This window comes from Endozoicomonas sp. 8E, assembly GCF_032883915.1.
GTDB lineage: Bacteria > Pseudomonadota > Gammaproteobacteria > Pseudomonadales > Endozoicomonadaceae > Endozoicomonas_A.
The window spans coordinates 4,780,433-4,803,388 of sequence record NZ_CP120717.1 but is presented as its reverse complement, the minus strand read 5'-3'; the positions used below and the strand labels follow the sequence as shown (position 1 = coordinate 4,803,388).

The window sequence follows — 22,956 nt, the reverse complement described above, 5'->3', positions numbered from 1 at the left end:
AACGTGCTTTTTGTCAGAAGCGACGACCGCCTTCACGATTACCACCAAAGCCACGACGAGCACCGCCGTTGTTGTTGCGAGGACGCTCGGTTGCGATACTGACGCGGATGCTGCGACCCGCTACATCCTGACCATCCAGAGCGAGAGCTGCTTCTGCAGCATCTGCGGAACTGAAAGTTACGAAAGCAAAGCCACGAGAACGACCGGTTTCACGATCGAGGATGATTTTTGCCTCCTCGATTTCGCCGAAGGCACCAAAAGCCTCTTCCAGATCTTGTTCTGTTGCGGCGAAGGCCAGGTTGCCAACGAACAGTTTGTTTGCCATTTTTTCTCTATCTCCGGGGACGCTGTAGCTGCTTTTCTGCGACCTTTCAAAGCACCAAGTGTCGTTAGAGACACTGTCTTTTCGGGTATCAGGTAAGAGTACAATGTTTAAGTGAGATTCCATTGTAGCACGTAGATCAGTGGAATGAAGGCTTGTTATATGTATTCTTTATTACTGATATCGTTTATATCACTGGCATCCTATTACGCCATCTTCGCTTACTCAGAGTTAAACCAGAAGAACAAACGGGATTATGTGTTTTTCAAATGTTATTGGTAATAGAGTACCTGTTGAAAGAATAAATACTTACTTTATACGTAAATACTCTATTGCTGTTGATATTCTTCGTCTTGATCAAGTTGATCCGCTAATCAGCGGTAACAAGTGGTTCAAGCTTAAATACTTTCTCATTGAAGCGCATTCAAGAAAGATCAGAACACTTTTAAGTTTTGGTGGGGCCTGGTCTAATCATCTTCATGCCATGGCGGCGGCAGGTTATCGTTTTGGCTTTCAGACAATAGGCATTATTCGCGGTGAGAAACCGGCTAAATCTTCAGCCATGTTGCAGGATGCAGAACGCTGGGGTATGAGGCTGATCTATGTCAGTCGTGCTGATTATAAGAAGCGATACGAGACTGAATATCAGCACGCGCTTTTAAAACAACTGTCGCTCTCTCTGGATCAACTGATGATTGTTCCGGAAGGAGGCTCGGGCGAACAGGGTGTCAGGGGATGTGAGGATATTCTTGACGCAGGATCCATCCAGGCTTCGGAATATGACGAGATCTGGCTCGCTTGTGGTACTGGAGCCACCATGGCCGGCATTATACGCAGTGCAGGCAGTGACACCCGCGTGAGGGGGGTTGCCGTGCTCAGGGGGGCAGGTTTTTTGAAAGATGATATCCAGCAGTACCTCTCCCCCACTGCAACACGATGGAATCTTGAGCTCGATTACCATTGTGGCGGCTATGGCAAAACCACTCCCGGTCTTATTCAGTTTATTCTGGAATTTGAGCGGGAAACCGGAGTCCCTCTGGACCCGGTTTATACGGGTAAACTATTTTTCGCTCTGAAAAAGATGGCCCAATTGGGAGGGCTGTCGGGGATCAGCAGGCTGCTGCTGATTCATACCGGCGGTCTTCAGGGGCGTCGTGGCTTCAGGGAGTGGGCTACTTGAATTTATTAATCAGCGAGCCCACGGTATCGGTTATCCCTGAAGGAAGAGCCGAACTCAACAGCTCAGCGGCTTTGCCACTGGGGCTAGCCTTTAGATAATCGATCAGTATGGTTGAAAACTTCGAAATCATCTCGTCCTTCAGACCCAGTTTTGTAAACTGCTGACTCAGGGTGTCGAAATTGCCCAGTAAACTGGAACTACTCAACAGCGACGATGAGTTTTTGTCATGGGTCACCTCCGGAGCTGCCTTTAATAACTCGGATGCTTCCGGTAGAGCTTCCTTAATTACACTAAAGTCTTCTTTTGACAATTGGGCGTTGGCTAACTGTAGAAGGGCCCCTGCACCTCCTTCGGCTTGGGTCTTGCTGACATTGAGTTGGCTGGTCAGGGTATCAATCAACCCCATGGCATGACTGGCCGGTGATTGCAGAATAAAAAGAGTGGCAAGAAAGAAGAACAGTTTACTGCAGAAACGGTTAATGAAAAAGCTCCGGCGTTTCATAAAACAATACCCTATTAGCAAAAGTAATCCTTTAATTATTTATCAATGCCGATAAATAGTTGTTACAAATTGTTATATAAAAATGATTGTTTAACAAGAGTCGTTTATATTTTAGCGGCCATTCTCGCCCTGGCTTCCCAGTCATCGGGCACCACAAAAAAACGACTGTTTTCACACAGTTCACCTTCTTTTTCATGGCATCGAACCACCATTTGAGGGCGGGCTCTGTTGGATAGTTGCAGTTGTAAGCGCTTGATCAGTTTGTCTCCCGAGAGATGAGTCGCTGCATCAGACAGGCCTCTGTAGGACGATAGCCAGAGTGATTTTGGCAGAGGCAGGTAGCAGACTTCGCCTTCCTCGAGTTTCAGCCAGGACGACAGCTGACTAACGGGTAGCCAGTGTCCTCTCGGATGATAAACAGAACAGTCTTTCGGAGGTGGGCAGATGCCTGTGACCGGGTAAAAAAGGTATCCCTGAAAAAGTATTTCTGTCTCTACCCCTGAGATATCCAAAGCATTGAGCGCACGTTGTCCAGCCAGCGTCTTTGAAAGCCTGATCTGATGGTGCAACATATGGTTGAGCTTCTTGTCCATGCGGTCGTGCAGACCTGGTCCAATCCAGTGGTGCCATGGGCTGGCCGGGTGAGTGTGGGAAGGAAGACCCAGGTAGTACTTGACGGCGAGTTCACGGTGAATAAAAACCTCGTCCTTCAGGGACTTGAGAATCAGGTCGAACTCACCCAGTGTCTGGTGATTATTCTGAATCTGAAGATTGCAGGCAATCAGCTGATAGTCTTCTGAATGTCTGAGGATGTATTGCCAGAGTGATTCATAATAGATACCCAGCAGATGACTCCGTCGCTGACGCAGAATCTCTACTAGCTCTGAATAGCCAGAGCCTGTAATCTGGTCATTATGCACCGGGCAGGTTGCCGGGCAGATAAACCTCGCATCATAATCAGGGTTAATGACGGAAGGACTGCTGAGTAACCATTGAACATCCCGGGCTATCTGCTGATGAGAGAGACGAATCATTTTTGGCAGTTCATGGTGTCCGAACGATGGCTTTGAATAATAAAATGATGGCTGATCATCGCCGACTGTGATAAGTCGGCAGGTGATGAATAAGAGTAACAGATTTAAATCGGTGTGTTTATATTCAACAGATAACAACTGTCACCCAATCCTGGGTGTAGTGTCATCCGGGCAGGATAAATTCACCAACGACAAGTGATTTAGACCGATGGAAGAATTCAAGCAGGTTGGGATTACCGGGCGTCAGGGTAAGGCTCATATCGAAGGCACCTTGAAGCGTCTGAGCGATTTTCTGCAGTTGCAGGGAGTGACTGTATCTCTGGATGAGCAATTGTCGGATCTTTTGCCGGGACATGATTTTCAGATCAGCGACCGGGCGAGCATGGGTAAAACCTGTGATCTGGTGGTAGTCATCGGAGGTGACGGCAGTTTATTAGGGGCTGGCAGAGAGCTTTCTGTCCATGATGTTCCGGTAGTGGGTGTCAACCTTGGTCGTTTGGGCTTTCTGACCGATGTTTCACCCGATGAGCTGGAAACCTGCATTGGTGAAATACTCAATGGCCATTACCGAATGGAGAACCGGTTTCTGCTGGAAGCCAAGGTTGAGCGTCAGGGTCAAACCATTGGTTGTGGCGATGCTCTCAATGATGTGGTGCTGCATCCGGGGGTGTCCACCAAGATCATAGAGTTTGAATTGTTTATTGAAGACCAGTTTGTCTATCGCCAGCGTTCTGACGGTCTGATTATGTCGACGCCTACAGGCTCAACAGCTTACGCTCTGTCGGGTGGCGGACCCATTATGCATCCAAAGCTGGATGCTATTGTGCTGGTCCCCATGTATCCGCATATGCTGACAAACCGGCCCCTGGTTGTGGATGGTAACAGTCAGTTGAAGCTTGTGATTCATGAAGGCAATGAAATCCATCCGCGCATCAGCTTTGACGGGCAGGTGGATATCGAGTTGATGCCTGATGATGTCATCCTGATTCGTAAAAAGAAGCAAAGTCTGAGATTGTTGCATCCTTTAAATCACAATTTTTACGAAGCCTGTCGATCCAAATTAAGATGGTATCCCAATGAGGATGCAGAGTAACATTTTTGTCTACAATTACCCGTTTGAGCATTACAAGAGTTGACTATGTATAGGGCGCTTGAGCTTTCTGCACATAAGGATTTGAGTGCATTGTCCTACTTTCTTTACCGGCAGGGAGTGCCCCACAGAATTACCGAGGAATCCGGGAAACAGATACTGTGGACCCAGAATGAGCAGCAGGGAGAAGCGGTAGAAAAGTTTTACCGGGACTGGCAGTCTGGAGAACTTGAGCTGGAAGTGGCACCTCCCCGAAGAGGACCTGAAGTCGGAAACTTTTTCAAAAACATTCCCTGGAAACGCTTTCCCTTCACCTTCCTGATTCTTGCGGTTTGTCTGGTGGTGGCTGTCCTGACTCATCTGGGCGAGAATATTCAAGCTATTTCCAGTTTCACCTTCGTAGACTTCAAGGTCGCTAACGGCTACATCTATTATGCCACTCTGGAGCATACTCTGGAGAGTCATCAATACTGGCGTATGATCACTCCGATCTTCATTCATTTCGGGATTCTTCATCTGGTGTTCAATGCCCTGATGTTCTATGTGCTGGGTGGTAGAATCGAAATGCATCAGGGCGGTATCCATCTGCTGGGGCTGGTTTTGCTGACCGGGGTTCTGTCAAATTTTGCCCAATATGCCATGTCAGAGGGTTCTGTGCTGTTTGGTGGTCTTTCCGGTGTGGTTTACGGTCTGATGGGTTACAGTATGGTACGTGAAAGGCTGGACAAAAGTTTTTATATGGGACTGCCACCGGCGATCTACGGCTTTATGCTTGTCTGGCTGGTGATTGGTTATACCGGTGTTCTGGGGCCATTGCTGGGACAGATGGCAAACGCCGCCCACCTCGGAGGGCTGGTATCCGGGGCTTTATTGGGTGGGCTGGCCGCTTTGATGTTCAAGTCCAGAATTAAGACTTAATGGTTAAGGAGGGGGCTGGCCTGGGTGCTGCTAATCTAGATCAGCCAGATATTCTATATCTTCTGATGCCCCTGACACTTCGCTGAATATAACGGTTCGCACTCGACAAGCGCCGCCATCGCAGGGATAGACGGAACAGTATAAACCCAAAGTATGCTGTCGGTTACCGTCGGCAGAGCTCGAATGCAGAAGGTTGGTGAAAGAACCTGCGGGTTCGATGATTGATTCTGAGACCTCCCCGAAATAAGTCGTTTGCGAGGAACCGATACCCGGGGCCTCTTGGTTTGTCATCAGCTGAAGCTGCACTAGGAGCCTGACCGAGAATAGACTGCCCTACGCGGCAACTGCTCCTGCGTTGCTCTAGCTCCTGCATCCATGCAGTCGTGCGGCGGCAGCAAATCGGTCTGAAAATCCGCTTTTGTTCGTCAAATAGCTCGCTATTCTCCTCACAAAACCGAATTTTCATCCTCAATTTTCTGCCGTCCTCGCTACGGGCGCTATTCTCGGTCAGGCTCCTAGTGATCATAACTGACCCAGACTTTAATCTTGCTGCTATCGCTATTGTCAATCCATAACAATCCGTATGGATCTGCATCTTCGCCTATCGTTGCATAGGGATCCTGATGCAAATCTTTAAACCATAAAAGTTGGGCTGATCTTCCAGAGTGATTTTTGCTTTTTACCTTGAACAGCACGGAAGCCCAGGACCTGTCACAGATCCCCGTATCAACGTAATGAATTTTCATAGTTTGTCCGTTCTCATATCCCGGAACCGTCTGCACAGAGGCCGGTGAGACATAATCAACGCATGCATCCGATGGATCCTGCACTGGCTTAGCTATGTAAACATCTTTATCGGTCCCGATTTTCTGTAAGAATTCTATGTGCCCGAAACCATCGGAGGAAGCATCCGGGGAAGAGAGCAAGAACACAGCCACCAATAGCGCGGGTAGAAAGCTTTGGCTTGTCTTTTGCACCAACATAATCGAACCTACTGCCGTATAACGACAGTGAGTATTCTAGGACACTCTGGTGTTTTTGCTAGCAGCCTGACCGGCAGATTATGCTTTATGGAAAAGATCCGATCCGGAGAACCTGTCCCCTGATGCGGTGCAAACTCGACAACAAAACGTCTTGTCAGCTTTTCGGCCTGACAAATAACAGACAGCGAAAGCAGGAACAAGAGAAGCACCGTAGAAAGTGTTTTTACCATCGTTATCCAGACATCTTTTCTTTCTGTTTGTGCAAAGTAGACTAATGAATAACGATAGATTGCGCCCAGCCGCAATCTTATCCTGTTGTTGCACAAGCCCGGGTTGAATTCTGGTAAGGAAGGTCTATTGGAGTTTACTTTTCTGGCGGATCTTGAATCAAAACGTTTTTTCTGAATGCTATTTATTCAGGATGAGTGTCTCCAGACCACTGCATTACGTTAGTCTTGGATATGACGGATCTGTCTGGCTGAGCTTACATTTTCTCCTTGCTTGTGAATGGCGGTGTTTGTTGATGTGACAATAGCTCAGGTCGGTTTCAGGAAACTGAACGCAATGTGTTTCATAGACTCACCGCAACGCCTGCATGTGAATTTCGGGCGAATGACGGGTTCGACTGCTTTCACCATCACCTTTAAAACCAAGTGTTTATTTCTGTCAAAAACCAAAGGTTGCAGCGGGTAAAAGTTCGCTGAGAATAAAATGGCAGGTACCTTGGAGTCATTAAAGGCTATTCTTGATCACGCATTGAATAATAAATTTGGGACAAACAATGAGTGAACTACTAATCTACCAGGCCGGTAATGGCAATATACAAGTCAAGCTTTCCGAGAAAACCGTCTGGTTAAGCCTGAACCAGATGGCAGAGCTGTTTGATAGGGATAAATCGGTAATTTCGCGCCATTTGCGTAATATTTTTCATGATGAAGAACTGGTACGTGAGCAAGTAGTTGCAAAAAATGCAACAACTGCCAGTGACGGTAAAACGTATCAGGTGGAGTATTACAATCTCGATGCCATTATTTCTATTGGTTATAGAGTCAACTCTAAAAAAGGAACTCAGTTCAGGCAGTGGGCTACAAAAGCTCTGAATGATCACCTTACTCAAGGTTTTTCCATCAATCAGCAACGTTTTGAAGAAAACGCCAAAGAGTTGGAAGCTGCCTTAGCGCTTATTCGCAAAGCAGCAGCAACGCCGGAACTGGAAGCAGAGGCAGGCAGGGGACTGGTTGAAATCGTCAGCCGGTATACTCAGACCTTTCTCTGGCTGCAACGCTACGATGAGGGTTTATTGAACGAACCTGCAGGTCAGTCCGGCGGCACCCTGGTCGATGAGCATCAGGCCATGGCATCATTAAATGAACTGAAAAAGCAATTAATTCAGCGAGGCGAGGCCACAGAGCTGTTTGCAAAAAACAGGGATGATGGTTTGGGTGCATTATTGGGAAATCTTGAGCAGACGACTTTCGGTGAACCTGCTTACCCAACCTTAGAGAGCAAAGCAGCGCACTTGCTCTATTTTGTGGTAAAAAACCACCCGTTTGTGGATGGTAACAAGCGCAGCGGTGCTTTCCTGTTTGTAGACTTTCTGTATCGCAATGGTCGCCTTATGAACGAGGATCACCAACCGGTGATTAACGACACGGGTCTTGCAGCGTTAACCCTGTTGGTTGCAGAGTCAGACCCGAAACAAAAAGATATCCTGATACGCTTGATTATGAACATGCTGACTCCCGGAGAAGCCTGACTATAAATGACTTCACTTTCAACTGAATCTGTCAATACTCCACGCTGCTTCAACAGTTCAGGAACAGGATGAAAAGAATCCATTATGGCCTTTTCATCCAGCATTGTTCTCTGTTCCTTCAGATATAAATGAATCGTCGTCTTTATTCTTTGCTCATAAATTCCAGATGTCTGGAATGCACATCCAGATGAGTCTCTCGTATCATTTTATCCAGTTCTTCGTCTGACATAAACTGTTCGGAAAATCCCGGCATAACCGGGTCCAGATGAAGTTTTGCACACGCCTTGAACTGTCTTATCAGGTCCTTTGGGTTTTCATCGCCCATGGCGACACGAATGGTGGTCAGGAAAATACCCGCCTCTTGCTGGGCGGACTCGTCCATTTCCGAATGAGACGTTAAGGCCGGACAGAGTACCAGCGTATTGCTCTGACCAAGGCTGACCATATGACCAAAAGCAGGCTCCAGGGCATCAAAGAAACGGATGAAAGCTTCTCTTGGAATCCGGGCTTTCTCCATATCAATACTGAACAGCGGGCTGGGCAGACCGAGATAGAGCTGCTGTTCCCGCAAGTCTGAGTTAGGGTGGCTGCTCAGGGCATGGCTGTTGACCTGGATCTGGTCATGAGCATTAAGATAGTGACTGAACACCAGCGTATTAATGCACTTGGATAGCATTCGGCTTTCCAGGGTTTTCAGACCATTGATAATGTCCAGAGATTTATCGGCATCCAGGAAAGCGCCCTTGATGTAGTAAACGTCCCAGAACAGGGTTTCATGCCAGCTTACGCCTTCATGCTCGGTGTTCTTGGGCAGGAACATACGACGGCTTTCACCAACGATACCACCCGCAGTGGCGCTGCCGGAGCCGGAGATGTCTTTGGTGTAACTGTGGATGACCCAGTCAGGCCGCTTACTCTTGTCCTTATTGCGCAGTGGGCGATGAAGGAAGGGCGTGGCCAGAGTTGAATCGAGAGCCACCAGATAACCTTTCTCATGACTTTTTTTACAGATGCTGGCGACATCAATCACATTGCCATGGGGATTGCAGGGAGATTCCAGATAAACCAGGATTTTTTTGCCATCTTTCAGGGCTGACTTATATTTATCTTCGACCTGCTTGAGCTGCTCGCTGAATGCTTCGCCAGAAAATCCGTCAAACCATTCCAGCTTGACGGCCATGCGGTCAGGACGGGCATAGAAATCCTGCATCAGCTGGAAAGTACCGCCATAAACATTGCGGGAACTGAGCAGAATGTCGCCATGCCTGAGCTGGTTGGCCAGCAGGGCATCAATTGCAGCCATACCGCTGTTGAAGTTCCAGGTCATGTACTCACCGGCATTTTCTCCTGCTTCCAGAGCGGTCAGGGTGTTGGCCAGAGAGATCGATGTCGGGTTGAGCAGGCGGCTGTAAATCGGGTGAGTGCTTTCCTTGCCGTGAAAGGCATCTTCGACCCACTCGGTACAGGCATAGAGATAGGTGGCGGTCTTTACTACGGCGGGCGTGGCCGAGAAGAGGGCGCCGACATTGGCAAACAGAGGGTAGTCACCTTTGACAACCCGGCTGCTGACATCCATTCCCAGGGCATGATAATCCTGCTTCATGCTCGGTTGCAGCATGTCGATCAGCTTGGCCAGCTGGAAACAGAGAAACTTTTTGGCATTAAAGTGGCTGATTTTGTCTGACTCAGGCAGTGAGGCTATGGCCTGACAGAGGCTCTCGAACTGGCTGATATCGGAACCTGCCTGATAAAGACTGCTGGCGGCGCTGAGTAAGGATTGGCCAAAGGGCGTGTCAGGTTGAATACCAAAATGTTGAAGCTGCTCAGCGGCCAGTGCATCGGCATCCTGAGCCCGGGTAGTGTTGCGAATGGGTGACAAACGCTGCATAACAGGAATCTGGTTAGTCATGAGTGTGTCCTTTTTATCAAGAAAATGCCCCGACTTCGTGATACAGAGCTGGTGGCATTTTCCGCTTAAGGCTTTTTTTATCGGGAATTACAGCGAACATCCCGGTAAGGTGATGCAGACTGCGTTTTTTCGCTTGTGGCGATTTGATAGTATTATCCTTTCATATTTATTTTGCCTTGTAACGGGCTAAAAAGCCTGAAAGGCAAAATTTTTTTCCTGGATTGTGAACCTTAGGGGGTCCACCAGGAATTATTCAGATGAGGGTAAGTGGATTTATGCAGCTTAAGGACTTTCTGGCCCAGATGACGCCGGAAATCTACCAGAATATGAAACAGTCACTGGAGCTGAGCCGCTGGCCCAATGGTGACAAGCTGACACCGGACCAGAGAGAAGGCATGCTGGAGGCTCTGATCGCCTGGGAGCACGACAACCTGCCCGAAGAAGAGCGCATTGGTTACATGCCTGTGAATTGCAAAAGTGCATCCGGAGAGGATGCGTCTGAAACCACTATTCTGCGCTTTAAAGACTGAGGTATAAAACTTGACTCAACGTCTGAGTGGCGCACTGCGCAAAATGGAATCGCTACTGAAAGAAGGCCAGCCGGTGGAGTACCAGCTGCCCGTGGGCGATGATCGGCTGCCCCTGAATGAACTGATGGGAAAAAAGCTGACCCTTGAATACCAGGGCGAAATCAACTGCTGCCACTGTGGCCGCAAGACGAAGAAAAGTTTCAGCCAGGGTTTCTGTTATCCCTGTTTCAAAAAGCTGCCCCAGTGCGACAGCTGTATTATGAGTCCCGAAAAGTGTCATTATCATGAAGGTACCTGCCGGGATGCCGCCTGGGGTGAAAAGTTCTGCATGACCGATCATGTGGTCTATCTGGCCAACTCTTCGGGTTTAAAGGTAGGTATCACCCGTGCGACTCAGGTGCCCACCCGCTGGGTGGATCAGGGGGCGACTCAGGCCCTGCCTTTTGTCAGAGTTTCTACACGACAGCAGTCCGGTTTGATCGAAACCCTGTTCAAGGCGTTTGTGAATGATCGAACCAACTGGCGTGCCATGTTGAAAGGAACGGCAGAGCCTCTGGATCTCAAAACACAGGCCAGAGATCTGCTGGAGATGAACGCTTCACGGCTGGAAGCGCTTCAGGAGCAGTTTGGATTGCAGGCCATAACGCCGGTGGTTGATCCGGAAGTCGTTGATATTCGCTATCCCGTCGAGCAATATCCTGTCAAAGTGACTTCCATGTCTTTTGATAAAAAACCGCTTATTGAAGGCGTACTGATGGGTATCAAGGGGCAATACCTGATCCTTGATACCGGTGTCATCAATATTCGCAAGCACACTTCTTATCAAGTCAACGTATCAGTTGCAGCCTGATCGGCATGGCGAGGAAACATACCTCTGCGCAAATTGAGCCAAAAGCTCTAACAACAAAAGCACGACCATGGTAAAGGAAGGTTGAAAATGAAAGACGCCCAACCCAGAGCTATTTACCTGAAAGATTATCAGGCTCCGGATTATTGGATTGACACCACCGACCTGACCTTCGACCTGTTCGAAGATCACGCACTGGTGACCTCGGTACTCGGCTTGCGCCGCAATGAAGATCATGGACAAGATACCCCCGATCTGACTCTGGTTGGTGTCGACCTGGAGCTGGTCAGTGTCTTTATTGACGGTTCCGAGCTGACCTCTGATCAGTACATCCTCGGTTCTGAAAGCCTGACTGTACCGGTCACCCGTCTCTCATTCTCTCTGACGGTTGTGACTCGCATTCGTCCTCAGGAAAACACTTCTCTGGAAGGACTGTATAAATCCAATGGCATGTTCTGTACTCAATGTGAGGCAGAAGGCTTCCGCAAAATCACCTACTATCTGGATCGTCCGGATGTTATGTCCAAATTCACCACCAAGGTGATTGCCGACAGAGGTCGTTACCCGGTTCTGCTGTCCAATGGTAATGATATCGCCCGTGGCGAGTTTGAAGGTGGACGACACTGGGTGACCTGGGAGGATCCGTTCAAAAAGCCCAGCTACCTGTTTGCCCTGGTAGGCGGTGATCTGGAAACGGTGGAAGATAGTTTCACCACCATGAACGGCAGGGAAGTGGCACTGCGTATTTTCACCGAGTCCCACAATATCGACAAGTGCGACCACGCCATGCTTTCTCTGAAAAAGTCCATGAAGTGGGACGAAGAGGTGTATGGCCGTGAGTACGATCTGGATATCTTCATGATCGTAGCGGTAGATCATTTCAACATGGGGGCGATGGAAAACAAGGGTTTGAACATTTTCAACTCTTCCTGTGTACTGGCAAGCCCCGAGACAGCTACTGACGCCAGTTATCAGCGTATAGAAGCGATCGTTGCGCATGAGTATTTCCATAACTGGTCTGGCAACAGAGTCACCTGTCGCGACTGGTTCCAGCTGAGCCTTAAAGAGGGCTTCACTGTATTTCGTGATGCTGAATTCTCGGCAGATATGAATTCACGGGGCGTCAAGCGGATTTCAGACGCTGCGATAATGAAGACGGCACAGTTTGCTGAAGATGCCGGCCCCATGGCTCATCCTATACGTCCGCAGTCATTTATCGAGATCTCCAACTTTTACACCCTGACCGTTTACGAAAAGGGTTGTGAAGTGGTTCGGATGATTCAGTCCATTGTCGGTAAAGACCATTTCCGCAAAGGTTCAGACCTGTACTTTGACCGTTTTGACGGTAAAGCAGCGACCTGTGAAGACTTTGTCAAAGCCATGGAAGAGGCTTCCGGCGTTGACCTTGGTCAGTTCCGCCATTGGTATAACCAGGCGGGAACGCCGGTTGTTTCTGTGACCGACAGCTTTGATCAGGCGTCAGGTCGGTACACTCTGACAATAGCTCAGAGTTGTCCGGCTACTCCGGGTCAGGAGACTAAACTGCCTTTTCATATTCCTGTGGCTGTTGCCCTGCTGGACAAGGATGGCAAAGCCCTGCCACTGAACGAAGCCGGTGAGACTGAACGGGTTCTTCATGTTACAGCGGCTGAAGACACCTGGACATTCGAAGGACTGACTGAAAAGCCATTGCCTTCTATTTTAAGAAACTTCTCTGCACCCGTTCGTGTCAAATACGATTACCGTCGTGAAGATCTGGTTTTCCTGATGAAGTACGACAGCGATAGTTACAATCGTTGGGATGCAGGTCAGCGTCTGGCCACTGCGGTTATTGAAGATCTGGTCGAGGGACTGCTGAAGGACAAAGAAACCGGGATTGATTCAAGGCTGATTGATGCTTTCGGTGTCGTGCTCGCCGATGAAGAGCTGGACAAAGCGGTTAAAGCAGAAATGTTGAAACTGCCCTCTGAAGCGAGTCTGGCTGAGCAGGCGGAAGAAATTCACCCTCTGCAGATCTGTGAATCCAGAAGTCGTGTTCGCAAAGCCATTGCTGAGGCTCACAAAGATAAACTGCTGGGGCTTTATCAAACTCTGAAGCTGAAGGGTGAGTATCGCCCGGAAGCCGGAGATATTGCCAAACGTACCCTGAGAAATATCTGTCTCGGCTACCTGGTTGAACTGGAAGACGACGGCCTGCAACAACTGGCTGAAGATCAGTACAACAATGCCAGTAATATGACCGACCTGCGTGCAGCCATGGGCGCTGTCATTAATTCCAGTTATCAGAGTCGGGAAACCATTGATTCTCTGCTCAATGACTATCTGGATCGTTATAGAGATGACGCAGTGGTCATGGACAGCTGGTTTATGATGCAAAGCAGCAGCCCGTCTCTGGGCACTCTGGAGCATCTAAGGTCACTTCAGGAGCATGAATCTTTCGACAGCACCAGCCCGAATAAGCTGAGAGCTTTATTGGGCGGATTTGCCAGCGGGAATATGAAGCAGTTTCACTCTGGCACAGGCGAGGGTTATGAGTTCCTGGCGGACTGGATCATTACCCTGGACAAACAGAACCCGCAAACCGCTTCTCGTCTGATGACGCCATTAACACGTTGGAAGAAATACCAGCCAGTCATAAGGGAACGCATGAGGAAAGCGCTGGAGCGGATCAAGGCAGTACCTGATCTGTCTGCCGATATTTATGAAGTAGTCACCAAGAGCCTGTAATCTCTGCCTCTTTCTACCCTGCTGTTATGTTGGAAGCAGGGTAGAACCCATTTAACAGACACCCTGCCTGCAACAACCTTTACTTTTTCCTGAACAGAGCAACAGCTGCGGAACTTATTAGTACTTTAGTGCTCTAAATATATAGTGAGCAAATGGATTGTGGTAATTAAAAAAGAGTGGAGGCACGTAATGGATCAAATCAAACTGGGTGTTCAGTCGGCACTTTCACATTCATGGCACAATCATTCAGAATCCTTGATGCCAGTCAGGGCCTTAACATCCCTTGTTAATGGCATCAAGGCATATTTTGGTGGTTATTGTGTCAGCGCTTTGCACTGTATCACCACAAAACTGATGAAAGAACACCCTGATGCTTGGTTTACTAAAGCACTCCATAAACCATTAAGTGCTTATGATATTAACATCCCGCTAGCCTGCGAGAGATCAACTCACTATGTTAAAAACAAGGTAAATCAATTGCACGATCAAGGGCGAAGTCTTCAGGTTAAACTTGCTTTCCAGGAGGATGGCAGCACTGTTCCAATCCCCATGTATAACTCCGATAATTCCCAGTTACCTATAAACCTTAATTGTAAAGTCCGTCGCTCTGATAATGACACCATAGCACCAGGGGAAAAGATAGCCTGCCGTCATTTCGCTTCGGCTTATGCCAGAAGAGTGTTTGGTCGACGGAAGGATTTTGAAATAATAAACACCCCTGAAAAAATACAGTCAACTTTTGCAAATACACCTGATCTTCCACTTGAAGAAGATGATTTTCGTCCAGATGGATTAGCAGAAGGCGCAATGACTGATAATCTCTATTTTGCTGATGGATATTATTTCCATAAGGAAAATTTTTCTGAGGCTCTTACGAGGCTGGTAAAAAAGTACTGGAATATGTCGGTTGGCAATGAAAAGAATTTTATTTTTAAAATACGAGATGATGGAGCAATTGGTCACTCAATGGCCATTAGACTAAAGAAGCAGGATGGATGCATGAAAGTTATTTTTTACGACCCTAACGCTACACTCATGCACAGAACATTCCTTCTCTCGGAACCCGATCTGGCCGCACACATTAACGGCGAAGATCTTCTAACTTATTGTTTCCGGGTTGGGGCACTTATTAATATTGACAATGGGAAGAAATCTTTTGATGAATGTGATGTTCAGTGCTTTGGTGCCGCACCCATCAAGTTGCCTCATTTTTTAGTAATAGCAACCGCGCATGTTAATCATCCCGAAGTAATAGCACGGTGGGACTGGTTTCAAGCAATGATGCAAAGGCTATCCAGTAAAAACCTCAAGCAGGATCAGACCGCCGAGAACCTTGGCCCTTTTGATAGCGGTTACCCCGGCCCCTCCCGGTCATGACAGCAATCTGTCTTACTATAGCGGGCGAAGGCTATGAATACCTGGCAGACTCGATCATTACCCAGAACAAACAGAACCCGCAAACCGCGACTCCTTTGACAGGCTGGAAGAAATACCAGCGTATCCTGCCTGTAACAGCAAACTTAACTTTTTCCTGAACAGAGCAGCAGCTGTGGAACTTATTAGTACTTACGTACTCTAAATATATAGTGAGCAAATGGATCATGGTAATTAAAAAAGGGGGGGGGGCGCGCAATGGATCAAATCAAATTAGGTGTTCTGTCGGCACTTTCACATTCGTGGCACAATCATTCAGAATCCTTGATGTCAGTCAGGGCTATAACATCCCTTGTTAATGGCATCAAGGCATGTTTTGGTGGTTATTCTGTCAGCATTTTGCACTCTACCAACATAAAACTGATGAAAGAACAACCTGATGCATGGTTTACTAAAAGGCTCCATAAACGATTAAGTGCTTATAATATTAACATCCCGCTGGCTTGCAGGAGATTAACACACTATGTTGTCAACAAGGTAAATCAATTGCATGATCAAGGTCGAAGTCTTCAGGTTAAACTTGCTTTCAAGGAGGATGGCAGTTCTGTTCCAATCCCCATGTATAACTCCGATAATTCCTGGTTCCCCACAAACTTCAATTGTAGAGTCCGTCGCCATGATAATGACACCATAGCACCAGGGAAAACGATAGCCTGCCGTCATTTTGCTTCGGCTTATGCCAGAAGAGTGTTTGGTCGACGGAAGGATTTTGAAATAATAAACACCCGTGAAAAAATACAGTCAACTTTTGCAAATACATCTGATCTTCAAAATACATCTGATATTCTAGATGATGTAGATAAAGATCTTCGTTCAGATGGTTTAGCAGATGGCTCAATTACTGATAAACTCTATTTTGCTGATGGATACTATTTCCATAGTAAAAATTTTTCTGAGGCTTTTACGAGGTTGATAAAAAAGTACTGGAATATGCCGGTTGGCAATGAAAAGAACTTTTATTTTCACACAGAAGGCTATGAAGAATATGGCCACGCAATGGCCATTAGATTAAAGAAGCAGGATGGATGCATGAAAGTGATTTTTTACGAACCTAACGCTACACTCATGCACAGAACGTTCCTTCTCTCGGAACCCGATCTGGCTGCACACACGACCAACGAAATTCTTCAAGCTAACCGTTTCTCATATGGGGCACTTATTAATATCGGTGATTGGAAGGAATCTTCTGATGAATGTGATGTTCAGTGCTTTGGTACCGTACCCTTCAGGTTTAATCATCGTAGTGTAATAGCAGAGGGGCATGTTAATCATCCTGAAGTAATAGCACGGTGGGACTGGTTTAAAGCAATAATGCAAATGCAATCCAGCATTAACCTCAAGCTCGAGCAGGGTCAGTTCACCATGAATCTTGGCCTTTTTGATAGTGCGGTTACCCCGGCCACTCCCCGGTCATGACAGCAAACTTTACTTTTTCCTGAACAGAGCAACGGCTGCGGAATTTATTAGTACTTTAGTGCTCTAAATATAGAGTGAGCAAATGGATCATGGTAATTAAAAAAGGGGGGGCACGCAATGGATCAAATCAAACTGGGTGTTCAGTCGGCACTTTCACATTCATGGCACAATCATTCAGAATCCTTGATGCCAGTCAGGGCCATAACATCCCTTGTTAATGGTATCAAGGCATGTTTTGGTGAGTATTCTGTCAGCATTTTGCACTCTACCACCATAAAACTGATGAAAGAACATCCTGATGCATGGTTTACTAAAAGACTCCATAAACCATTAAGTACTTATAACATTAACATCCCGCTAGCTTGCAAGAGATTAGCTCACTATGTTGTTGACAAGGTAAATCAACTGCACGATCAAGGGCGAAGTCTTCAGGTTAAACTTGCCTTCCAGGAGGATGGCAGTACTGTTCCAATCCCCATGTATAATTCTGATAATTCCTGGTTCCCCATAAACCTTAATGGTCAAGTCCATCGCTCTGATAATGACACCATAGCACCAGGGGAAGAGATAGCCTGCCGTCATTTCGCTTCGGCTTATGCCAGAAGAGTGTTTGGTCGGCGGAAGGATTTTGAAATAATAAACACCCCTGAAAAAATACAGTCAACTTTTGCAAATACACCTGATCTTCCACTTGAAGAAGATGATTTTCGTCCAGATGGATTAGCAGAGGGCGCAATGACTGACGAGCCCTATTTTGCTGAAGGCTATTATTTCCGTGAGGAAGATTTTTCTGAGGCTCTTAAGAGGCTGGTAAAAAAGTACTGGAATATGTCGGCTGGCAATGAAAAGAACTTTTATTTTCGCGTACAAGACGATGAAGAATGTTGCCACGCAATGGCCATTAGATTAAAGAAGCAGGATGGATGCATGAAAGTAATTTTTTACGACCCTAACGCTACACTCATGCACAGAACATTCCTTCTCTCGGAACCCGATCTGGCTGCACAGATTACCGGCGAAGAACTTCTAACATATTGTTTCTCGGTTGGGGCACTTATTAATATTGACGATAGGAAGAAATCTGCTGATGAATGTGATGTTCAGTGCTTTGGTGCCTCACCCACCAATTCGACTCATCTTTTCATAATAGAGAATGGGCATCTTAATCATCCCGAAGTAATACGGTCTGACTGGTTTCGCTTCTTGTCTGATGACGCCATTGACACGCTGGAAGAAATGCTAGCCAGTTAGGAGTGAGCACATCAGAAAAGCGCTGAAGCGGATCAAGGCAGTACCTGATCTGTCTGCTGATATTTATGAAGTAATCACCAAGAGTTTGTAATCTCTGCCTCTTTCTACCCTGCTGTCATCTTGGAAGCAGGGTAGAACCCATTTAACAGACACCCTGCTAAAGCATCCTGCCTGCAAGAGCAAACTTTACTTTTTCCTGAACAGAGCAACAGCTGTGGAACTTATTAGTACTTTAGTGCTCTAAATATATATTGAGCAAATGGATTATGGTAATTAAAAAAAAGAGTGGGGGCATTTAATGGATCAAATCAAACTGGGTGCTCAGTCAGCATTTTCACATTCATGGCACAATCATTCAAAATCCTTGATGTCAGTTAGGGCTATAACATCACTCGTTAATGGCATCAAGGCGTATTTTGGTGGTTATTGTGTCAGCGCTTTGCACTGTATCACCACAAAACTGATGAAAGAACATCCTGATGCATGGTTTACTAAAACACTCCATAAACCATTAAGTGCTTATAACATTAACATCCCGCTAGCCTGCGAGAGATCAACTCGCTATGTTTTCAATAAGATCAAAAAACTGCATAATGAAGAGCGCGAGCTTCAGGTCAAGCTAGCTTTCAAGCGGGATGGGTCTGCTCTTCCAATCCCCATTTATAACTCTGATAATTTATTGTTCCCCAAAAACCTTAATGGTCAAGTCCGCCGCTCTGTTACTGACACCAAAGCACCTGGGCAAGAAATATTATGTCGACATTTGGCCTGGGCTTATGCCAAAAAAGTGTTTGGCCGGGGGAAAGATACTTTTAAAACAATAAACACCTCAGAAAAAATACAGTTAACCTTTGCAAATACACCTGATGATCCATTAAGAGAGTCATACTATCTTCCAGTTAGATTGGCAGGTGGTCAAATGACTAAGAGATCCTGTTTTGCTGACTTGTATTATTTTCATAAAGGAAAGTTTTCAGCAGCTCTTACAGGGCTGGTAGAAAAGTACTGGAATATGTCGGACAGTGATGAAAAGAATTTTTTTTTCCGTTCCCGAGAACATGGAAGATTTTCTCACTCAATGGCCCTGAGATTAAAGAAGCAGAATGGATGCATGAAGGTTATTTTTTACGACCCTAACGCTACACTCAGGCACAAAACATTCCTTCTCTCGGAGCCCGGTTTGGCTGCATACATTGCCGGTGAAGATCTTCAAGCCAGCTTCCTCTCTTATGGAGTGCTTATGAATATTGATGATAGGAAGAAATCTTATGATGAGAGTGATATCCAGAGCTTTGGTGGCTCACTGAAGAGTAATCATTTGATGATAGAGCCTGGGCGTGAGACTCATGCTGTATTAAGAAGATAGTGGAAATAAGTATTCGGAAAATAGTGCTGTTGTTTCAGAGAAGCAACTTTTCAAGCATTTGGTCTTATCCAAAGATTTACAAGGTAATTGTAAATTTTTTGGCGATTTATAGAGGTTTGTTTTCATTTAGGTCTCTGGTAAACACTGGTTGTCATTTAATTTGAACTTATTAGCACATTTGAACTCTATAGGTTTAAGAAAATTGATCATGATTGTTAAAAATGAAAGGAATATCATGAAATGGATCAGATTAATCTTGGTGTTCAGTCGGCACTTTCACATTCCTGGCACAGACATTCAGACTCCTGGATGCCAGTCAGGGCCATAACATCCCTTGTTAATGGCATTAAGGCATGTTTTGGTGGTTATTCTGTCAGTGCTTTGGGTTGTCTCACCACAAAGCTGATGAAAGAACACCCTGATGCATGGTTTACTGATGCACTCCACAAACCATTAAGTGCTTATAACATTAATATCCCGCTGGCCTGCGAGAGATCAACTTGCTATGTTTTCAACAAGATAAAACAACTGCATGAAATAGGGCGAAGTCTTCAGGTTAAACTGGTTTTCATGCAGGATGGTTCTATCGTTCCAATTCCCATGTATAACTCTGATAATTCCTGGTTTCCAAAAAACCTTAATGATGAAGTCTGCCGCTCTGACCATGACAAAAGAGCACCTGGAGAAAAAATAGTCTGTCGACATTTTGCCTGGGCTTATGCCAAAAATGTATTTGGCCGTGGGAAAGATACTTTTGAAAGAATAAATACCCCAGAAAAAATACAGTCAACCTTTGCAGATACATCTAATTTTCCATACGAAGCTGCTGACTATTATCAATATGGAATATTTGCTGATGGATATTATTTCCTTGAGGGGAAGTTTTCTGAGGCCCTTGCAGGGCTGGTAAAAAAGTATTGGAATATGTCTTCTGGCGAAGAAAAGAACTTTTATTTTCGTTCACGAGACGATGGAGCAATCGACCACGCAATGGCCTTGAGATTAAAGAAGCAGGATGGATGCATGAAGGTTATTTTTTATGACCCTAACGCTACACTCATGCACAGAACAATCCTTCTCTCGGAACCAGATTTGGCTGCACACATTGCCGGCGAAGATCTTCAAGCCAGCTTCCTCTCTCATGGAGCACTGATTAATATTGATGATGGTAAGAAATTTCCTGATGAATGTGATACTCAGTGCTTTGGTGCCTCACCCAATGTGATGAGTCATCATATACCATTAGCACCTGGGCATTATCCCGAAATAGTACGATGGCAAATGCGTGCCTCTTGATAGATCACCCTGCAGGTAATGGTTTATGGTTAATTAAAAAAGGATAACAGCTAATGGATCAAATAAATCTTGGTGTTGAGTCGGCAATTTCACATTCATGGCACAGTCATTCAAAATCCTTACTGCCAGTCAGGGCCATAACATCCCTGGTTAATGGCATTAAGGCATGTTTTGGTGGTTATTCTGTCAGTGCTTTGCGTTGTCTCACCGCAAAGCTAATGAAAGAACACCCTGATGCATGGTTTATTAAAGCACTCCACAAACCATTAAGTGCTTATAACATCAACATCCCGCAAGCTTGCGAGAGATCAACTTGCTATGTTTCCAACAAGATAAAACAACTGCATGATAAAGGGCGAAGTCTTCAGGTTAAACTTGTTTTCAAACAGGATGGTTCTATCATTCCAATTCCCATGTATAACTCTGATAATTCCTGGTTTCCAAAAAACCTCAATGGTCAAGCCTGTCGGTCTGACAATGACATCAGAGCACCTGGAGAAAAAATAGTCTGCCGACATTTTGCCTGGGCTTATGGCAAAAATGTATTTGGCCGTGGGAAAGATACTTTTGAAAGAATAAATACCTCAGAAAAAATACAGTCAACCTTTGCAAATACATCTAATTTTCCATACGAAGTAGTAGACTATTCAAAATATGGAATATTTGCTGATGGATATTATTTCCTTGAGGGAAAGTTTTCTGAGGCTCTTAAAGGGCTGGTAAAAAAATATTGGAATATGTCGGCTGGCGCTGAAAAGAACTTTTATTTTCGTTCACAAAACGATGATGGCACAATTGACCACGCAATGGCCTTGAGATTAAAGAAGCAGGATGGATGCATGAAGGTTATTTTTTATGACCCTAACGCTACACTCATGCACAGAACAATCCTTCTCTCGGAACCTGATTTGGCTGCACACATTACCGGCGAAGATCTTCAAACCAGCTTCCTCTCTCATGGAGCACTGATTAATATTGATGATTTTAAGAGATTTTCTAATCAATGTGATATTCAGTGCTTTGGTGCCTCGCCCAATGTGATGAGTCGTCATATACAAATAGCCATTGGGCATTATGCTGCTGGTTCTCATCGAATTAAGTCCAAATCTATTGATGCTTGACTATATCTGCTACTAATGCACCCAATCACCTGAGTTAATTCGTGGTGATCGGGTGTCACCCGGTTAAGCTTCTTCAGATCAGAATAAGAAACTATCGGTATCCAAATCCCCAGAGGGAATTTCTAACCTGCTTTCACTAACAGGGCGTTGAGAGCTGGGCGTGATACAATCTGGGACTGCAGTTTCTCCCCGGCTATTGGAATGAAAACCGTCAACAGTATCAACCTCCCACCTCTCAAAAGCTCCCATCCGAGAAGATTGATTAAATTCTAAAAATTTTTCAGAAGGGGTTGTTTCGAATAACTTCTTATATTCAAAACCCTTTTTTTCCAGCTCCTGTTTCAATCTATCCCAGCTAAAAGATTTAGTAGATGGATCGAAAATGGTGCGAAGAGGCACGGAGTTATGTTCGTTATTGAAGAAAATAGCGTTGTAATTCCATAAATCATAATGGTAGATGTATAGATCTGTGCTGATGTCAAAAATGGCTGGATGCGTTTTTTTCAGGCTGATAAATAATAAATCGGTTCGCATGTCTTCCAGAAGATTTGTGAAAGCAGCTTCTGGAGTTTTCGCTTTGTTAATATCTTCAGCCCAATAGGAAAATTCGCCCTCGGGCTCGTTGGGTTTGAGCTGCATAAAAAACACAATCGCTGGTTTCTCGTGAAGGTGTACGAATCGGGTTGTTACGCAATATTTTTCATCATAATGCACATGAGTGGCTTTGTACTTTTTTTCAGCAAATGACTCACGGAGCCATTCAATAATTGGAGCATGGTTGTTCTCCAGAAAGTTTTCTGCCGCTTGATATGGGAAAGTTGCAAGAGGATAAGGGCAGAGCGCTTTCTTGCCGGAGCTAATCGAGGCATTGGCACCTACCACAGAACAAAGGTTTTCAGCGCATTCCAGTGGCAAATCTTCTCTTAATGATGTGCTATTTTGGTAAATTTTAATCGTTGAAGGACTGGCATGATCCCTGCACTCGGGACAGGACTGTTTGTTTAATTGAGTAACGCATTCTGAATGGTACACATGGAAGCATGGCAACAAGGATAATGGTTTGATTTCAGTATTGGTGAAAGGATCCATACAAATACTGCACTTGCCTTGAAGAGCAGCTTCTACTCGCCGAGATGACTTTGTAGCTTGAAGTTGGTGTCCCTTAAAGTTTGCATTATTAGCTGGAGACGTTGATTCAGAAGAATGGGCTTTAGTCTCAGGCATAGCGTATTTGGACTCTGTGCCATTGCTGATGTTATTCATGTTGTACCTCA

At 45.8% G+C, this 22,956-nt stretch carries 21 protein-coding genes; 14 read left to right on the top strand and 7 right to left on the bottom strand.

Translation table 11 applies throughout. The annotated features are described in order from the left end of the window. Positions 1-13: 13 nt before the first annotated feature. Complete coding sequence (locus P6910_RS16105; RefSeq protein WP_317142302.1) at positions 14-448, bottom strand: hypothetical protein; 435 nt, start codon at positions 446-448, stop codon at positions 14-16. Positions 449-578: 130 nt separating this feature from the next. Here P6910_RS16105 and P6910_RS16100 point away from each other — a divergent pair, with 130 nt between their 5' ends. Next, entirely contained in the window at positions 579-1,502 is a 924-nt protein-coding gene (locus tag P6910_RS16100) for a 1-aminocyclopropane-1-carboxylate deaminase/D-cysteine desulfhydrase (protein WP_317142301.1), read from the top strand. Here P6910_RS16100 and P6910_RS16095 read toward each other — a convergent pair. Continuing rightward, on the bottom strand, positions 1,495-2,004 hold the full coding sequence (locus P6910_RS16095; protein ID WP_317142300.1) for a DUF2780 domain-containing protein: 510 nt from the start codon (positions 2,002-2,004) through the stop codon (positions 1,495-1,497). The genes P6910_RS16100 and P6910_RS16095 overlap by 8 nt on opposite strands. A gap of 104 nt (positions 2,005-2,108) precedes the next feature. After that, complete coding sequence (locus P6910_RS16090) at positions 2,109-3,038, bottom strand: DUF1853 family protein (RefSeq protein WP_317142299.1); 930 nt, start codon at positions 3,036-3,038, stop codon at positions 2,109-2,111. A gap of 208 nt (positions 3,039-3,246) precedes the next feature. Between P6910_RS16090 and P6910_RS16085 the strand changes: the two genes are divergently transcribed. Together P6910_RS16085 and P6910_RS16080 are read left to right on the top strand one after the other, a co-directional pair. After that, entirely contained in the window at positions 3,247-4,131 is an 885-nt protein-coding gene (locus P6910_RS16085; RefSeq protein WP_317142298.1) for an NAD(+) kinase, read from the top strand. Between the two features lie 45 nt (positions 4,132-4,176). After that, complete coding sequence (locus P6910_RS16080) at positions 4,177-5,046, top strand: rhomboid family intramembrane serine protease (protein WP_317142297.1); 870 nt, start codon at positions 4,177-4,179, stop codon at positions 5,044-5,046. A 30-nt stretch (positions 5,047-5,076) separates the two neighbouring features. Here the strand turns inward: P6910_RS16080 and P6910_RS16075 are convergent, their stop codons facing one another. Together P6910_RS16075 and P6910_RS16070 are read right to left on the bottom strand one after the other, a co-directional pair. After that, positions 5,077-5,337 carry a hypothetical protein gene (locus tag P6910_RS16075; RefSeq protein WP_317142296.1) on the bottom strand — a complete coding sequence of 87 codons (261 nt, stop codon included), beginning with the start codon at positions 5,335-5,337 and terminating at the stop codon, positions 5,077-5,079. Between the two features lie 224 nt (positions 5,338-5,561). Further along, a complete protein-coding gene (locus P6910_RS16070; RefSeq protein ID WP_317142295.1) occupies positions 5,562-6,029 on the bottom strand; it encodes a hypothetical protein in 468 nt (155 codons plus the stop codon). 781 nt (positions 6,030-6,810) lie between these two features. Between P6910_RS16070 and rhuM the strand changes: the two genes are divergently transcribed. Further along, positions 6,811-7,785, top strand: a complete 975-nt coding sequence (rhuM, locus tag P6910_RS16065) for a RhuM family protein (RefSeq protein ID WP_317142294.1) — start codon at positions 6,811-6,813, stop codon at positions 7,783-7,785. A 142-nt stretch (positions 7,786-7,927) separates the two neighbouring features. Here rhuM and P6910_RS16060 read toward each other — a convergent pair whose 3' ends face one another. Then, a complete protein-coding gene (locus P6910_RS16060; RefSeq protein ID WP_317142293.1) occupies positions 7,928-9,694 on the bottom strand; it encodes a trans-sulfuration enzyme family protein in 1,767 nt (588 codons plus the stop codon). A gap of 257 nt (positions 9,695-9,951) precedes the next feature. Here P6910_RS16060 and P6910_RS16055 point away from each other — a divergent pair, with 257 nt between their 5' ends. The 10 genes from P6910_RS16055 (at position 9,952) to P6910_RS16015 (ending at position 21,682) form a co-directional block, all read left to right on the top strand. Further along, on the top strand, positions 9,952-10,224 hold the full coding sequence (locus tag P6910_RS16055) for a YeaC family protein (protein ID WP_317142292.1): 273 nt from the start codon (positions 9,952-9,954) through the stop codon (positions 10,222-10,224). Between the two features lie 10 nt (positions 10,225-10,234). Further along, a complete protein-coding gene (locus P6910_RS16050; protein ID WP_317142291.1) occupies positions 10,235-11,074 on the top strand; it encodes a DUF2797 domain-containing protein in 840 nt (279 codons plus the stop codon). A gap of 87 nt (positions 11,075-11,161) precedes the next feature. After that, complete coding sequence (gene pepN, locus P6910_RS16045; protein ID WP_317142290.1) at positions 11,162-13,798, top strand: aminopeptidase N; 2,637 nt, start codon at positions 11,162-11,164, stop codon at positions 13,796-13,798. 189 nt (positions 13,799-13,987) lie between these two features. Then, positions 13,988-15,175, top strand: a complete 1,188-nt coding sequence (locus tag P6910_RS16040) for a hypothetical protein (RefSeq protein ID WP_317142289.1) — start codon at positions 13,988-13,990, stop codon at positions 15,173-15,175. Positions 15,176-15,430: 255 nt separating this feature from the next. Continuing rightward, positions 15,431-16,648: a hypothetical protein gene (locus tag P6910_RS16035; protein WP_317142288.1), complete on the top strand. Its 1,218-nt coding sequence runs from the start codon at positions 15,431-15,433 to the stop codon at positions 16,646-16,648. A gap of 186 nt (positions 16,649-16,834) precedes the next feature. Beyond that, entirely contained in the window at positions 16,835-17,899 is a 1,065-nt protein-coding gene (locus P6910_RS16030; RefSeq protein WP_317142287.1) for a ShET2/EspL2 family type III secretion system effector toxin, read from the top strand. Between the two features lie 10 nt (positions 17,900-17,909). Further along, positions 17,910-17,990, top strand: a complete 81-nt coding sequence (locus tag P6910_RS26885; protein ID WP_410493938.1) for a hypothetical protein — start codon at positions 17,910-17,912, stop codon at positions 17,988-17,990. 207 nt (positions 17,991-18,197) lie between these two features. Then, entirely contained in the window at positions 18,198-19,265 is a 1,068-nt protein-coding gene (locus tag P6910_RS16025) for a ShET2/EspL2 family type III secretion system effector toxin (protein WP_317142286.1), read from the top strand. A 240-nt stretch (positions 19,266-19,505) separates the two neighbouring features. Next, positions 19,506-20,561: a ShET2/EspL2 family type III secretion system effector toxin gene (locus tag P6910_RS16020; protein ID WP_317142285.1), complete on the top strand. Its 1,056-nt coding sequence runs from the start codon at positions 19,506-19,508 to the stop codon at positions 20,559-20,561. 53 nt (positions 20,562-20,614) lie between these two features. Next, entirely contained in the window at positions 20,615-21,682 is a 1,068-nt protein-coding gene (locus P6910_RS16015) for a ShET2/EspL2 family type III secretion system effector toxin (RefSeq protein WP_317142284.1), read from the top strand. Positions 21,683-21,760: 78 nt separating this feature from the next. Here P6910_RS16015 and P6910_RS16010 read toward each other — a convergent pair whose 3' ends face one another. After that, positions 21,761-22,945, bottom strand: a complete 1,185-nt coding sequence (locus P6910_RS16010; protein ID WP_317142283.1) for an RING finger domain-containing protein — start codon at positions 22,943-22,945, stop codon at positions 21,761-21,763. Positions 22,946-22,956: the final 11 nt, after the last annotated feature.

What these genes read in the sequence shown, in the direction of transcription:
- P6910_RS16070 (WP_317142295.1), bottom strand. Translation starts at nt 6,029, where the DNA reads ATGTTGGTGCAAAAGACAAGCCAAAGCTTTCTACCCGCGCTATTGGTG.
- P6910_RS16020 (WP_317142285.1), top strand. Translation starts at nt 19,506, where the DNA reads ATGGATCAGATTAATCTTGGTGTTCAGTCGGCACTTTCACATTCCTGG.
- P6910_RS16025 (WP_317142286.1), top strand. Translation starts at nt 18,198, where the DNA reads ATGGATCAAATCAAACTGGGTGCTCAGTCAGCATTTTCACATTCATGG.
- P6910_RS16055 (WP_317142292.1), top strand. Translation starts at nt 9,952, where the DNA reads ATGAGGGTAAGTGGATTTATGCAGCTTAAGGACTTTCTGGCCCAGATG.
- pepN (WP_317142290.1), top strand. Translation starts at nt 11,162, where the DNA reads ATGAAAGACGCCCAACCCAGAGCTATTTACCTGAAAGATTATCAGGCT.
- P6910_RS16010 (WP_317142283.1), bottom strand. Translation starts at nt 22,945, where the DNA reads ATGAATAACATCAGCAATGGCACAGAGTCCAAATACGCTATGCCTGAG.
- P6910_RS16100 (WP_317142301.1), top strand. Translation starts at nt 579, where the DNA reads ATGTGTTTTTCAAATGTTATTGGTAATAGAGTACCTGTTGAAAGAATA.
- P6910_RS16040 (WP_317142289.1), top strand. Translation starts at nt 13,988, where the DNA reads ATGGATCAAATCAAACTGGGTGTTCAGTCGGCACTTTCACATTCATGG.
- P6910_RS16060 (WP_317142293.1), bottom strand. Translation starts at nt 9,694, where the DNA reads ATGACTAACCAGATTCCTGTTATGCAGCGTTTGTCACCCATTCGCAAC.
- P6910_RS16095 (WP_317142300.1), bottom strand. Translation starts at nt 2,004, where the DNA reads ATGAAACGCCGGAGCTTTTTCATTAACCGTTTCTGCAGTAAACTGTTC.
- P6910_RS16105 (WP_317142302.1), bottom strand. Translation starts at nt 448, where the DNA reads ATGGAATCTCACTTAAACATTGTACTCTTACCTGATACCCGAAAAGAC.
- P6910_RS16035 (WP_317142288.1), top strand. Translation starts at nt 15,431, where the DNA reads ATGGATCAAATCAAATTAGGTGTTCTGTCGGCACTTTCACATTCGTGG.
- P6910_RS16015 (WP_317142284.1), top strand. Translation starts at nt 20,615, where the DNA reads ATGGATCAAATAAATCTTGGTGTTGAGTCGGCAATTTCACATTCATGG.
- P6910_RS16085 (WP_317142298.1), top strand. Translation starts at nt 3,247, where the DNA reads ATGGAAGAATTCAAGCAGGTTGGGATTACCGGGCGTCAGGGTAAGGCT.
- P6910_RS16080 (WP_317142297.1), top strand. Translation starts at nt 4,177, where the DNA reads ATGTATAGGGCGCTTGAGCTTTCTGCACATAAGGATTTGAGTGCATTG.
- P6910_RS16090 (WP_317142299.1), bottom strand. Translation starts at nt 3,038, where the DNA reads ATGATTCGTCTCTCTCATCAGCAGATAGCCCGGGATGTTCAATGGTTA.
- rhuM (WP_317142294.1), top strand. Translation starts at nt 6,811, where the DNA reads ATGAGTGAACTACTAATCTACCAGGCCGGTAATGGCAATATACAAGTC.
- P6910_RS16030 (WP_317142287.1), top strand. Translation starts at nt 16,835, where the DNA reads ATGCCAGTCAGGGCCATAACATCCCTTGTTAATGGTATCAAGGCATGT.
- P6910_RS16075 (WP_317142296.1), bottom strand. Translation starts at nt 5,337, where the DNA reads ATGACAAACCAAGAGGCCCCGGGTATCGGTTCCTCGCAAACGACTTAT.